The 13692-nt window shown below is 42.7% G+C and carries 19 protein-coding genes; 2 read left to right on the plus strand and 17 right to left on the minus strand.

The window, feature by feature from the left end; translation table 11 throughout:
- Window positions 1–25: 25 nt before the first annotated feature.
- The 7 genes from HCJ54_RS05080 to cyoE form a co-directional block, all read right to left on the minus strand.
- Entirely contained in the window at window positions 26–1075 is a 1050-nt protein-coding gene (locus tag HCJ54_RS05080) for a SepM family pheromone-processing serine protease (RefSeq protein WP_187137058.1), read from the minus strand.
- A complete protein-coding gene (gene coaD, locus HCJ54_RS05085) occupies window positions 1071–1571 on the minus strand; it encodes a pantetheine-phosphate adenylyltransferase (RefSeq protein ID WP_036064219.1) in 501 nt (166 codons plus the stop codon). The genes HCJ54_RS05080 and coaD overlap by 5 nt, the downstream gene beginning before the upstream one ends.
- Window positions 1564–2136 (minus strand): 16S rRNA (guanine(966)-N(2))-methyltransferase RsmD, encoded by a 573-nt coding sequence (gene rsmD, locus HCJ54_RS05090; protein ID WP_187136866.1) that lies wholly within the window; start codon window positions 2134–2136, stop codon window positions 1564–1566. Before rsmD ends, coaD begins: the two co-directional genes overlap by 8 nt.
- A 78-nt stretch (window positions 2137–2214) precedes the next feature.
- Complete coding sequence (locus HCJ54_RS05095; RefSeq protein WP_036064215.1) at window positions 2215–2496, minus strand: DUF2129 domain-containing protein; 282 nt, start codon at window positions 2494–2496, stop codon at window positions 2215–2217.
- A 15-nt stretch (window positions 2497–2511) separates the two neighbouring features.
- Window positions 2512–2961: a YlbF/YmcA family competence regulator gene (locus tag HCJ54_RS05100; protein WP_036064212.1), complete on the minus strand. Its 450-nt coding sequence runs from the start codon at window positions 2959–2961 to the stop codon at window positions 2512–2514.
- A gap of 69 nt (window positions 2962–3030) precedes the next feature.
- Window positions 3031–4083 (minus strand): CAP domain-containing protein, encoded by a 1053-nt coding sequence (locus HCJ54_RS05105; RefSeq protein WP_187136867.1) that lies wholly within the window; start codon window positions 4081–4083, stop codon window positions 3031–3033.
- 119 nt (window positions 4084–4202) lie between these two features.
- Entirely contained in the window at window positions 4203–5111 is a 909-nt protein-coding gene (gene cyoE / locus HCJ54_RS05110) for a heme o synthase (RefSeq protein ID WP_185409032.1), read from the minus strand.
- Between the two features lie 320 nt (window positions 5112–5431).
- Here cyoE and HCJ54_RS05115 point away from each other — a divergent pair, with 320 nt between their 5' ends.
- Together HCJ54_RS05115 and HCJ54_RS05120 are read left to right on the plus strand one after the other, a co-directional pair.
- Window positions 5432–6349, plus strand: a complete 918-nt coding sequence (locus tag HCJ54_RS05115) for a COX15/CtaA family protein (RefSeq protein WP_187136868.1) — start codon at window positions 5432–5434, stop codon at window positions 6347–6349.
- Window positions 6350–6494: 145 nt separating this feature from the next.
- Window positions 6495–7217, plus strand: a complete 723-nt coding sequence (locus HCJ54_RS05120; protein WP_187137059.1) for a potassium channel family protein — start codon at window positions 6495–6497, stop codon at window positions 7215–7217.
- 47 nt (window positions 7218–7264) lie between these two features.
- Here the strand turns inward: HCJ54_RS05120 and HCJ54_RS05125 are convergent, their stop codons facing one another.
- From HCJ54_RS05125 to HCJ54_RS05170, 10 genes are all read right to left on the minus strand, one after another.
- Complete coding sequence (locus HCJ54_RS05125; protein WP_185409034.1) at window positions 7265–7687, minus strand: VOC family protein; 423 nt, start codon at window positions 7685–7687, stop codon at window positions 7265–7267.
- A 115-nt stretch (window positions 7688–7802) separates the two neighbouring features.
- Window positions 7803–8453, minus strand: coding sequence for an MOSC domain-containing protein (locus HCJ54_RS05130; protein WP_187136869.1), 651 nt, complete (start codon window positions 8451–8453; stop codon window positions 7803–7805).
- A 70-nt stretch (window positions 8454–8523) separates the two neighbouring features.
- Window positions 8524–8847 (minus strand): magnetosome magnetite crystal formation protein family, encoded by a 324-nt coding sequence (locus tag HCJ54_RS05135; RefSeq protein WP_036064201.1) that lies wholly within the window; start codon window positions 8845–8847, stop codon window positions 8524–8526.
- 18 nt (window positions 8848–8865) lie between these two features.
- Window positions 8866–9474 (minus strand): YcnI family copper-binding membrane protein, encoded by a 609-nt coding sequence (locus HCJ54_RS05140; RefSeq protein ID WP_187136870.1) that lies wholly within the window; start codon window positions 9472–9474, stop codon window positions 8866–8868.
- 15 nt (window positions 9475–9489) lie between these two features.
- The gene (locus tag HCJ54_RS05145; RefSeq protein WP_187136871.1) at window positions 9490–11106 is read right to left on the minus strand and encodes a copper resistance CopC/CopD family protein; all 1617 of its coding nucleotides are present in this window, start codon (window positions 11104–11106) and stop codon (window positions 9490–9492) included.
- A 182-nt stretch (window positions 11107–11288) separates the two neighbouring features.
- Window positions 11289–11957, minus strand: a complete 669-nt coding sequence (locus HCJ54_RS05150) for a WxL domain-containing protein (protein ID WP_187136872.1) — start codon at window positions 11955–11957, stop codon at window positions 11289–11291.
- Window positions 11958–11971: 14 nt separating this feature from the next.
- A complete protein-coding gene (locus HCJ54_RS05155) occupies window positions 11972–12253 on the minus strand; it encodes an LPXTG cell wall anchor domain-containing protein (protein ID WP_187136873.1) in 282 nt (93 codons plus the stop codon).
- Window positions 12250–12444 (minus strand): hypothetical protein, encoded by a 195-nt coding sequence (locus HCJ54_RS05160; RefSeq protein WP_036064194.1) that lies wholly within the window; start codon window positions 12442–12444, stop codon window positions 12250–12252. The genes HCJ54_RS05155 and HCJ54_RS05160 overlap by 4 nt, the downstream gene beginning before the upstream one ends.
- 8 nt (window positions 12445–12452) lie before the next feature.
- Entirely contained in the window at window positions 12453–12665 is a 213-nt protein-coding gene (locus tag HCJ54_RS05165) for a hypothetical protein (protein WP_036064191.1), read from the minus strand.
- Complete coding sequence (locus HCJ54_RS05170; RefSeq protein ID WP_187136874.1) at window positions 12655–13689, minus strand: WxLIP family cell surface protein; 1035 nt, start codon at window positions 13687–13689, stop codon at window positions 12655–12657. Before HCJ54_RS05170 ends, HCJ54_RS05165 begins: the two co-directional genes overlap by 11 nt.
- Between the last annotated feature and the right edge of the window lie 3 nt (window positions 13690–13692).

The following is a 13692-nucleotide window of genomic DNA, read 5'->3' on the forward strand; positions in this document are numbered from 1 at the left end:
AGCGGTCAAAGTTTTTCTCTGGTCTCTATTTTTTCTCGGTCACTGTTTTTAAATAATCTAGTGCCTCTTGGAATGTCTTTACAGGGACGATCTTCATCTTGGAATCAATCGCTTTCGCTGTTTTCACCGCGTCTTGATAATTGCTCACAGCCTTAGGGTCCGCCTTTTTCATTTCTGGCGTCACTGTATCATCTGGAGCAAAGAAAATTTCGACATCATCGCGATCTGCTGCAACAATTTTTTGATCAATACCGCCGATTCGGCCCACATTCCCGTCTACATCAATGGTTCCCGTGCCTGCAATATTATGCCCTTTTGTCCAATCGGTCTTACCAAAATGATTATAAATTTCAAGCGTGAACATCAAACCCGCGGATGGCCCGCCGATTTTTTCGGAGTCAATCGTTATTTTAGGATCGGTCACTAGCTTTTGGTCATCAACGAGTGAGATTCCGATGCCAGGCATTCCTTTTTTATCAATGTCAATCAGTTCAATCGATGCTTTTTCAGATTTATCTTGATGTTTGTAGCTGATCTCGACTTTGTCCCCCACTTTTTTACTGCGGACATATTTAATAAACTCGGCACTAGATTCGAACGTCTTACCATCGATGGCCGTAATCAAATCTCCTGCAGCTAAATATTTCGCTGCCGGTGCATCTGGCATCACACTGAGCACATAAACACCGCGATACTCCACCTTCACCGATTTCCCCGCCGCTTTATAAGCCACCTGGATCGCGTTGTTTTTCGACTGATTCATGAGCGATAATTGGCGTACATTATATTCTTCATCCGTCTCATTTTCTCCACGAACATCGGATTCTTTCTCAATCTCCTGATATGGCAACACTTTCGCCGCTAAATAAGCGTATATGTTGGCTTGCCCCATCGCAATCGTCACCAAACGAAATACGCCTTCACTATTGCTCGGGTATCCTTCCACTGAAACGAGCGGACTCAACTTGTCGGCGCTCCCCGGTCTCGTAACATAATATGGTAACGGTACAAAAAATGCGACAACTAAAGCCAAGACGATCAGCCCAGCTAAGAGTTTTTTCCAATTCTTTTTAATCATCTTTTTTCTCCTGTATTCCTAGTTTATTTAACAGCGCTTGGTGCACGATCGGTGGTACAAGTTCAGCAATATTACCATCATACTGCGCCACTTCCTTTACAATACTCGAACTTAAAAAGGAATACTGCGAACTCGTCATGATGAAAAACGTCTCAATGTGATCATCCAACACGCGGTTCATCGATGTAATCTGCATCTCATATTCAAAATCACTAATCGCCCGCAACCCGCGCACAATCACATCCGCTTCTTTTTGCTTCGCATAATCGACAAGCAATCCCGACGCACTTTCCACGTGCACATTTGGTAGATGCTTTGTTACCTGCTCCATCAAATAGATCCGTTCTTCCACATCAAACAACGACTTCTTCGACGAATTATTCAAAACGGCCACGTACAACACATCAAAAACCTTTGCCGCGCGCGTAATAATATCCAAATGTCCATTCGTAATCGGGTCAAAACTACCCGGACAAACCGCGATTTTATTCATTTTCGGCCACTTCCTTCTCATATTCGAAAATCGACAGCACCGTAATGCCATAGCGCTCTTCCCGAATTTTTTTAAATCCCGCCACGATTTCCGGCAACAACGCATCCGCATCATGCTCACAAATAGCTAATGCCGCATCGTTCACCAACGCAAGCTCCGCAAGCGACGTCAAAAGCTGCTCCAACTGCTGCTTCTTGTATGGCGGATCTAAAAAAATTAGATCAAACGACCACTCATTCTTCGTCAAAACTTTAAGCGCCCGCTTCGCTTCATTCCTAAAAATATGCGACCGTTCTTCCAGATGACATGCCGCCACATTCCCGTGTACCGTCTTAATCGCCGCTTGCGCCTGGTCAATAAACACGCACTCGCTTGCCCCACGACTGAGCGCTTCGATACCCAATCCGCCACTTCCAGCAAACAAATCAAGCACCTTCTCCCCATCAAAAAAAGGGCCAATAATCGAAAATAGCGACTCTTTAATTTTATCCGTGGTCGGTCTTGTATTCGTTCCTGGCACCGCCTTCAAATGATGCCCTTTACGTTCTCCAGCAATAACTCTCATCTATATATGTACCTCCAAAATACAAAACGACATCACCCAGCCTCGCAAAAACAAGGCCGAATCATGCCGCTATTGTTATTAAATACTGATTTGTACGTCTTCCATGCGGTCACGAAACTTCATGTCTTTCTTCGATTCGTATTCCGTGTTTAAAAACGGCCGATACGATAATTCCACACGTTTCACATAATGGAACCGCGATAATTTAGCTGAAATTTCTTCCACATCAACCATATCACAATACAACACCGCATATTTCAATTTCCTAGAAACATAGTGCACATTTCCAAAACGCTTTAAAGAACGTACTTGTTTCAAATGATTCATCCAAATAATAATGGATTGACGTTCATTCTCCATTGCCTTTCCTCCCTCTTAAGCTGAGCAACTACAACCGCCGCCTGTGCCACATCCACCTGTAGAACAAGAAGACTTGGATTCAAAAAACGGATTTCCAGTTGGAACCTTAATATTTTCCGAGACAGCATCTGCCAAAATAAAACTAATTTCATCGAGTAAACTTTGTAAATCCATCTCCGCTTGCCGAAACGCTGCGACATATTCATCCATGTCAACCTCACGTTTATATTGACGAGCCAAACGATTCACTTCTTTATAATCCGGATGATAGCGACCAAAACGTTGCACTTCATCGTATTGTTCCTTTATCTTTGCCAAGCGCTTAATACGCTGATCGGTTGGTAAACTTGTCGTCATTTGGTGTAAGCATTCGCGATATCGATCCGCTTCTACTGACTCCAAAATCATCGATGCAAGGTCATCTGACATATCGAGTAGCGCCAGATTTTCCATTGTAGCAAGCATCTTGCCACCTTCTTTCCATCGTAAATCAAATTACAAGCTCCATTATAACACGATTCTGCAAAAAACGCTTTACTTTTGCAAGAAGTTCTGCGTGTAAAATTTCCGATAAGTTCCAGCCCCCATGTCCGTGAAACTATCATCAAACAAGTTCTTGCGGTGTCCAGCCGAGTTCAACCAACCTTCTACTGCCGCCGGAGCATCCAAATAATTCGATGCAATATTCTCCGCTGCCTTCTGATAATCGACACCCGCGCGACTCATCCGATCGCCAAGCGAACCGTATGTCGGTGAATCATGATCAAAATATTTGTTCTGATACATATCCACACTATGCCCATACGCTACTTTGGCAACCGCTTCGTTCCAATCCAACTGCTTCTTGTCGTAGCGACTACGGAAAATATTCGAAATATCAAATACTTGCTGGTCCGACGCTTTATCAATCTTGTCCCATTCCGCGTCCGTCACAACATCTTTAAAAATATCCCCTTGATACGTCATTTCGTACGGATGCATCTTAATCAGCGACAGCTTATTGAAATAGCGCACACTGATGACCTTTGACTCAAATTTATCAAAATTCACCTGTGCATACACACCATTTCCAAGGCTGATGAGCGGCCGAATATTAAGCTCATCCTCCGACAACTCAAACCGATAGTAATTGTCCTCGTAATTAAACGTAATCTCCGACTGCAATTTCATATTCAGAAAAACTTTTTCCGTCGCCATCCCGATTTTAAACGGCGCTAGCGGCAACTTATCACCGAGACCATAAATCGTTTGTACCTTCTGATTAACCACACCGACCTGCATATACTGGTCATCTGTTTGATGGAAAATGTAATTCTGATACCCATATGGAGACTCATCAACCCGCTTTGGATCGCCGTATTTCTTCTCCAGAACTGATATATCTTTATTAATATAAGTCGCAAGACTAGTTGCCGTCTCCGCTTTTGGATCATTCTCATTTGTTTTATTTTTATCTACATTCCCTTGTTGCACAGCCTTATCTTCCACAGAATTTACATCTGTAGGCGTTTCAAAAAATAGATCCGTGTAATAGCCGACAAAAAGACACACCACCACCACAGAAAGTGTTCGTAAAATAAATCGCATAGACTTCTGCACTCCTTCATGCTACTCTCTCTATTGTATCGGCTTTTCGTCAAAATTACTAGTAAGAAAAGCGAATTTTTTCGCAATAAAAAACCCGACCGCAAAGTCAGGCTTTTGTCTTATAAAAATACACCGATAATGACCATCGATACGAACAAAATAGTCATGTAATTAATCGAGTATACAAAGCTGATTCGCGCCCACTTCATGCTGTCTTCCATTTTGAATCCATACAGGCATAACGCTAACCAAATAACGTTTAAAACTGTCGCCAAAATGACATAGACAAGGCCCAGTTCCCACATGAAAAACGGTAAAATCGTCAAAAGTACCACCCAGAAAAGCGTACTCCATTTTGTCCGTTCGATGCCTTTTACAACGGGTAGCATAGGAATACCGGCTGCTGCATACTCCTCTTTCCGCTTAATCGCAATCGCATAAAAATGCGGTGGTTGCCAGCAGAACATAACGAGGAACAACATAATCGGTACAGCACTAAACGTCGGCTCTACTGCAAACCAACCGATAAGCGGCGGCACAGCACCCGAAAAACTACCAATCACTGTATTACTGACCAATTTCCGCTTGGCCCACATAGAATAAACAACGACGTATAGGAAAATACCAATCAAGCCGATGACACCAGCCTGCCACGTTGTCATAAATAGCAATGCTTCACCGACAATACCAAGAACCGCCGCGATGAGAAGCGCCCGTTTCCCAGAAATTTTACCCGTCATCGTTGGGCGATTTTTCGTCCGTTCCATGATCCCGTCAATATCGCGATCAATTACATTATTAAACGCACCCGACGCAGCCACGACCATTCCTGACCCCAAAATTGTAAAAATAAGAACGTCGAGATTCTGCATAAACGAAACGTTCGTTAACTGAAATGCGAGCCACATCCCTGTAAAAGCTGTAATCGTGTTGGAATTAACAATCCCAATCTTCACGAGTTCCGTAAAATCTTTCACAGTGAACTTCGCAGCAGTATCCACATTTGCTGTCTTCTCCATTTGATTCACTTGTTTTCCCCCTTAGCTTGTGTTGCACTTTACAAATTTCTCACATAGATTATTAGGTCTATGATTGCTTATTAGTTCACAATATCCTTATGAACGCCATCCTAACTATTATCGGAAATAAACACCCTAATTGTCAAGCCATTAAGCTTCATTTGAGCAAGAAGAACTGCCTATGCAACTTTTGGTTCGCCTTCTGATTTCACAAGCCACACTCTTTACTTACACCTTCAAACAAGTTAAAATGAGATAGTATATGGCAATGCAATTTATTTGTATGCTCAGTTTTGAATTAATACATACGAAGGAGGAAACCATCCAACATGAAAACATTTCTAAAAGTCTGGTCCGTGCTGACAATTCTGTGCATGACATTCGTTGTGTTCGGCGGCGCGCTCGTGACAAAGACAGGTTCTGCAGACGGCTGTGGTAATACTTGGCCACTTTGTAATGGACAATTTGTTCGCCTAACAGACATTACACCAGAAAAAATTATCGAGGTTATGCACCGACTCACAACAGGAATTAGCTCTATTTTCGTTATTGTTTTAGCCATTCTAGCTTGGATTTATATTAAAGATCGTCGCGAAACGAAACCACTTGCGATTATTGCTGTTGCATTCCTAGTATTGCAGGCCTTCATGGGAGCTGCAGCCGTTATGTGGGGACAAAATCCTTACATCATGGCGCTACACTTCGGCATTTCGATCATTTGCTATGCTGCCATCGTCTTACTTTGTCTCCTTATCTTTGAAGTAGACAACAAGTTCGACGCCAGAAACATGGTCATTGGCAAAAAGCTAAAAGTGAACATCTACCTGCTCACGATTTACACATATCTCTCGGTCTACACCGGCGCTCTCGTACGTCATGAAAAAGCAAGCCTCGCCGTACCTGCCTGGCCCTTTGAGAACGGTAAGTTCGTCATGCCAACCAATGTGCAAGATTATGTACAATATTTACACCGCCTCGCCGCTCTCATCCTTGTCGTGTGGATTTTGTATGTCACTTGGATTGTATTCCGAGAGTACAGCCATTATCGCGTCCTAAAATATGCGATGGTGCTCGAAATTATTTTCGTAGTAGCCCAAGCGTTTACGGGTATCATGTCCGTGGTTACCAATGTCAATCTGTATGTCGCTCTGGCACATAGCTTAATTATCACCATGATGTTCGCCTTGATGACCTACCTATGTCTACTCGCTAGCCGTAGTAAGCAAAATCGGTTACGCATCCGATAGATCTCAACTAAACATAAGCAGAATCCACGCCCTGTGTAAAAAGAGGATAACGTGAATTCTGCTTATTTTTGTGGAGATCCCTTTTGTTCTAGTTTCGTTTTTTATGGTAGAATGAATAAATAACTTGAAGAAAGTAGGGAATCGGTTGAAAGCTCCACGTCGCAGTATTTTTTATGAATTATTTATGCTCGTTTTAGTCATCCTCTCTCTCCTAACCATCCCGATACACTCCCCAGCAGTAAACGTTCTTAATATTGTTATTTGGGCCGTTTTTGCGGTGGATTATTTTGCAAGATTGATTCGTGCTGAAAATAAAATAGAATACATTAAAACTCATCTCTTTGAACTAATCGCTATTTTACCAGTATATAGTTTCTTCCGCTTGGCTCGTGTTGTTAGCCTCATTCGGATATTGCGACTAACAGCTATTGGAAAGCGCTACATTATCCCACTGTATAGTTTCTTGCGTACGAACGGCTTTAATCGGATGGTCAACACCTTTGTCATTCTCGTGATACTCATCCCTATCCCACTCATTTTCGTCGAGCCCAGCATCAAGAACTACCCTGATGCACTTTGGTTCTCTATCGTTACAACAACAACCGTCGGATATGGCGATATCGTTCCAGTCACTGGCCTTGGTCGCTTCCTCGCCGTGTTGCTCATGCTTTTTGGAATCGGTTTTATCGGGATGCTTACTTCTACCATTCGTAGCTTTATCACGAACAATCACAAAAGGCTTAATAGCTCCGAAAAAATAACTAAAATCACAAAAAGTATCGAGCAAGCTGGCACGCTAACAGAATCAGAAATCCAAATGATCCAAACCTTCCTTCATAGTAAGAAAAAGGAAGAGAATACGCCATAAAAAAAAGTGTTTGCGCCTTGTCTTGTCGACAGAGCACAAACACTTTTTTATGCAGATAAATTAAAGGACCAACCGATTCCGTACTTATCTGTTAACTGGCCGAATTTCTCAGACCAGAACGTTTTTTGTAACGGCATCACTTTCGTAGCACCTTCCGATAGAGCATCGAAATAACGCGTAAGTTTATCCGCATCTTTCGTATCTAACACAAGTGTCACGTTATTTCCAGGTATGAAATCGGCCATGAACGGCGGTGTATCGGAGAACATAACGGTATCTCCCTCGATTTGAATACTCGCATTCATCACTAATTTCTTAGTCGCGTCATCCATTTCTGGTCCACCTTCTTCTTTCCCATGAAGATCACCATACGTCATCAAATCTGTGCATTCTGATCCGAAAATCTGACCATAAAATGCAATGGCTTCACGCGCCTCTGTTTTAAAATTGATATAAACCCCTAATGTCATCTTTTATTCCCACCTTCATTTGATTTATAACGCTTTCATTCCTAGTAATTATATCATGTTATAACCAAAAAGAAAACTAACATATAAAGTAAGTACCGTGATTCTGCACTTTTGATTAAGTAACTAGATTGATCAAACGGGTCTCGACATCAAAACGATAACGCTCTGAAAGCGCCTCTACTTCTAAGATTCTAATGAGTTCTTCTTCTGTCCCATGTCCATGCAAAATGTTCTCATGACAAAAAGCAACTGTCACCAAATCATCCGAGCGTTCAATACATTCTAACTTGTCACCAAGGCAAATCTCGCCCACTTCAATCGTACGACATAAATATCCTGTAAACCCTGTATTTCTAACTTCTTTGAATAATTCAGATAAATCATTTCGTTTACCAATCGTGGCACATGGATTGCGCGCCTCTGTCACTTGGATGATCGCCCTACCAATCCGAAATACATCCCCAATGCAGACATCTTTTTCAAGCATATTGGTTACGGTTAAATTTTCTCCGAATGCTGCGTGTGGTAATGCTATTTGAAATTGTTCATTCCAACGCGTGTAATGCTCAGCAGGATAAATGCACACGGTACGATCTGGCCCACCGTGATGCCTTAAATCATGCGAACGATCGTTTACAAACCCATATTGCGTTAACATGGCTTTTTCTACTGGTTGTTTGATAATCCCTGTCATCATTGATTTCTTTTTACCAACTGGCATCTCTTTTGGCTCACCAATTGCGAGCCCAACAATTTCTCTATCCATGCCCTCACCCTCTCTGATGCTTTCAATTTAACAAAAAAACGCCGAACTTTCAAGCTCTGACGTCCTTTATTTAGATTTTATTTGTTGCTACCTTCACAATTCTGACAATTATCCAGATGAAAATGGTAACATTGACAACAACGATTACAAATAGCATAAACATAGTAATAAATACCATCCCTGAGCTGTCTTTTGTTGAGAATCCGTATAATCCAACAATAACAAGAAACAAAATGTTAACTGCTGTCGGAACCAAGTCGACCAATAATACCGTTTTCGCATGCTGTTTCACGTACGCCGATTTAACCAACATCCATACAACAGCAGGGAATACAATTGGTAAAAAGAAATGGCTCGCATAAGAAAGAATTGCCCAAACTTTATCGCTTGTCATGCCCTTTCCAACCTCCTGTTATTTTTTTCGCTTTGTTATAAAAGTCCATAAAGCTAGAACAAATGCTAAACTAGCAATGCCTAGCGAAATCCATTGTATCACAGAAGTCGTACGCTTATCATCCTCTGTTGCCGCTTCGCTTGCTTTTTTCCCGTGAGAATCGGTCGCGCTATCCGATACAGCTTTAGAAATCGTAGTAGTCGCATGTGGGTAATCTGCGTCCTCATTTCCCGTCCATTCCACAATGGAACCATCTTGATAGTATTGATAGGCATTCCAATCTACTGTTTCGGCTTTGTCTGGATTTTGCGCGACAAAACTAAAGCGTTGAAATTGACCATTCTTAATGCCACCTGCCGTCGCCGTCCATGTCACCGTGTTGTCAGCCTTGTTAACCACTACATTCCATCCAGGAACCGGCTCATAGGACTGAAACGCAACACCTGTTGGAATTTTAATAACCAATTTCGTCGTTGGGCTATCCTTTTCCACAGGCACTTTCACCGTATACGTTTCCCAAGCGCCTGTCGTTGATTCCGTTGGTGCAACTGTCACGTGCGCACTAGCCAACACCGGCGAGATCACCAACATCGCACCCGTCAATAAACCTGTCATCCATTTCTTCATTCCTGCCACTCTCCCTTATTGCTTTATTTTGATTGTAAACGTTTTATCCACCTCTGAAAAATCATTGGCAAGCGCATGAATCTTGATTTTCCAACGCCCTGTCGCATTCAAATATAAACCACTTGCCACGTATTCCTTTTGCGCATTTTGGAGCGCTTCGAATTCGCTTGGTTTTTTGCCACCACTCGGAGTCGCTGTCAACGTCACTTTCTGAAAATCCGTCCGGACTTGCCCATCACGATCTGTAAACACAACAAGGAACGTGTTATCACCAACGATTGCCGGCGCGATTTTCAGTGAGACAAAACCGGAATCCGTCGCCATTTCTTGCGAAAAAGCAACCGGCGGCGCGGGCGGTGGTGTCTGTACATTCGTCAAAAATGCCGCCACGCCAAGAATCACAAAACCAATGCCAAACTCAGCGACCATCGTTTTTGCCGACATCATTTTCCCAGTTTGCCGCATGTACAAATAATGCACCAATCCAAGCGCGCCCATCACGAGGAACAACGCCACTTTCAACAAAATAACCTTGCCATACTCCGTCGTAAACAGCTTCGGCATCGATCCCAAATTCATCACGCTCATCAATAGCCCACTCACAATAATTAATCCGACGAAGCTTGCCGCCCATGGGCTAAACCGGTTCCAAGTAAGTTGCGCCTCCTCCGGCATTTTCCGCAAAAGGACGAACAAGACCAAAATACCACCGACCCACGCAGAAGCACTGACTAAATGCAGAAAGTCCATCGGAATCGCGATACTTTTATCCGAGCTCCCCGCCGCATGTCCCTGCATCGCTTTAGCAAACAAGATTACCGCGAACAAACAAAGCGGTACCAGCCATAACCACGTGCGTCCCAACCAATTTTTCCGAAAAATAACGATAAAACTCGCAATTAATAATAAAAATGACACCATCTGGAGTAACCATAAATGTCCGATTCCAGAATGACGAATAAGTTGCCCCATGGCCCCAATATCCAGTACTTTCCCACCTGTATAGATCTGAACTTGCACGGGCAAAAATAACAGGAAACCAAGCGTGAGTAGTCCAGCGCCAACATACAGCACGCGTCCCGCTCTTTTAGATAACCGTTTGTCGATCATTCCCCGATACAACACCAAGAAAAACAACAGTACCCCTGCAATCAAACTAAAGCCTATGTATAAAACCATTTTTACTATCGTGCTTGGCCAAGCAGATGTTGCATTTCCACCTATTTCCGAACCTGTCGCAAAACTTTTATCCGTTTTGCCGACTTTAAAAGAGATAACCCCAGAAACCGGATGTCCATCAGCTGATACCACACGCCATTCCGCACTGTAAACATCTGCTGGTAGCGAATCTTGCACGCCGACCTCAACAACATGATCATTTTCTGGATTAATAAACGCTTTTCCTTTTTCCACACGATTTCCTTTTGAATCCCTAATAATGATCGAAGGATACTCATTTTGAATCATCTCGGTGAATGTTAATACGACCTTTTTTGGCGCCTGATCAAGCGTCGACTGGTCCACTGGCGTCGAACTTTGCAAGTACGCATGGGCATTTGCCACAGTTGGCGAAAGACAGAAGAAGCAGACCACTAGAAAAAGCCCCGTCCCCCACCATAAAATTTTTCTCACTATTCACACCCCTTCTCTTCGCGAAAAAAACATCTACCCTCCTAAGATACCATGCCCCATTTATTTACGAAATTAATTTGCTTCAAAAAAGAAGCCCAGAACCTCCTCAAAGACTCCCGGCTTCCATTCCGCCAAACCCTCGCCGTACGCAAGCGCGGATTCAGCTATATTGAGTTATTTAATCATGTTGTTGGATCAGCAACAACGTTCCAATGAAGCGCTGCATTATAATCCCCAGCCTTAGCATCATGCGGAATCACAAGTGCCACACCGTCCGTTCCACCAAGCAGAATCGAGTTCGAGCCCATACCACCATTTTCAGAAGCAATCGCAATATCAATTTCGTCCCCATCGCTATTCAAGTTGCCGCCTACCGTTGTAATCTTATCATCGGCACCGTTATACACAGGCTTGAATTGTAATTCGCCACCTTCTACTAATTCACCGGTTTGCGATACTTTTAATGTCCATCCAGTTCCTGTTCCACGTAAATCCGCCACATTCACAAAAGCCGGAATCGTAGTATCACCAACGACATCATCGTTAGAAAAGATCGTTTCCTCTCTTCCTGTCAGCGTATGATCATCAAAATTTAAATCTGACACATAATTAATACGCAATGGCCCCTCAATCGGATTAACCGGATCGATTGGCAACTCCGGTAATTCCGGATCAATTGGATTAGTAATCGGCGGGTCTACCACACCACTACCTGGTAAAACGTTCACCGTCGCCTCACTCGTCGCCTTATCCGGACCATCAAATTCTGCAGCACCAGCGCCCGCAGCATATATACTTATCGTCATTCCAAAAATCGTTAAACCTGCCATCATTTTCTTCTGCTTCATCATCTACTCAACCTCTTTCACTCTCTAATTTTTCGTTCCCTCATGTATATTAAGCTTAATATAATTAATATTCCGCCTATAATTAATGAAAAAACAGAATTATTATCTCCAGTATGTGGCAATCCTACCTCATCTACAGGTGCTTCTTCCACTACTTCCAATTCATTTTCGACAATTCGTATATTAATATCGGACTTGCCCGTTGTGGCCTCCACATATTGATGTCCTGAAATCCCGAGTGAAACGACTACTACGAAAAGCAAGCCTCTACACATACTCGAATTTCTTTGCCTTTTCAAAAGCTCACCTCCTTTCTCGTCAACGTTTTAGCAATATATGAACCTTGCTCTGTATATCCTTTAAAAATGACATACTCATCATGAAATTCTGCCTCAATCAAACCGATATAATCCAAACAAATCATCTGGTTGTATATGTCGCCTCCGAATGACTCCTCTTCCTTATCTTGCAAAAATAACAATCCATCCATCGTTCCACCTACTCCGGTCGTAAGTATAGTCCAACATCCCATTCATCAATATTCCTGACTTTGACTGCATCAAAACGTTGAAATTTCTTCTCTAAGATATGGCGTGGATTTGCTTCCCCGTGATCATGCACGGCAATCCAGCGGTTATGACACCGGTTTTTCTTATCTGTAAACTCCACCTGAAAAATAGCAATATCGTCAAAATGATGGTCAACTTTCATCTTCCTCACTCCTCTTCTTCATTCCTAGTTTCTTCTTCGTCTCATGTTGTCTCCAAAACAACACTATCACCAATCCTAATAAAATAATAATGGCGGCGATAAATCCAATCGTGGACCAACCTCCTTTATCCAAATCTAGCGCCGTATCATTCAAATCGCTGGCCGTTTCCTTGTCTATTTTAAAATCGCGTTCCCAAGCCCAACTATCTTCCCCCGAAGCTGCTGTCAATTTTAATGTATAGTTGCCAGGCTTTAGTGGTTGATCCTGTGTATGAATCGCATAATCAAAATTAGAATTCGGTGCCATCCGTAACTTCTTTGACTGTTGCTCGAATAGTGCCTTACTACCATTTTCACGGAATACCTCTGCTTTTATCGCCAAGTCCCGTATGATAACGGCTTGATCATTTTGTAAGTTTGCCGTTATTTTATTGCGATAATTTTGCTGTGCTGCTTTTATTTCTCCTAAATTCAAATTAGGTTTTACCAACGTATCATTTTGCGAAAGCACGACGCCAATTGTATAGGAAAACCGATTTTGTAACTTAGCGCTCTCAGCCCCATCCGTCGCCTGCTCTTTTTCCGAGAAGACAATCCCCCCTAAGATGACACCATTCTTCTCCTCATCCGGCATCTTGACCTTTATTTTAGCCGTCGCCTTCGATTTCGCTTTCACGATGATTTCTTTCTCGGCGATTTCAGCCAGCGCCCCGAAACCATGTTTGAGTGACTCATCCATCGGTCGTTTGGTCGCATTATAATCCACGATACCATTCCCATTCGTAAATGCTGTATTGGCCGCAGCCTCAATCGTCAAATCCTTATCTGTAGCGTTATGAAGCGCCACTTCTAACTCTTGTTCCTGTCCTGGCTTCATTTTTAAATTAAAATAACTCGTGGCGTCACCTTGTTGATTCGCAGGTAAAACCGCCTTCACAGAAAAGGCCGGCTCCTCCGCAAAAACTGGACTTTTAACCACATACATACTAATAAAACATACCAATATCAAAATCGTTTTTTTCATATT

The sequence above is a fragment of the Listeria grandensis genome (assembly GCF_014322885.1).
In the GTDB taxonomy this organism is placed as follows: Bacteria; Bacillota; Bacilli; order Lactobacillales; family Listeriaceae; genus Listeria_A; species Listeria_A grandensis.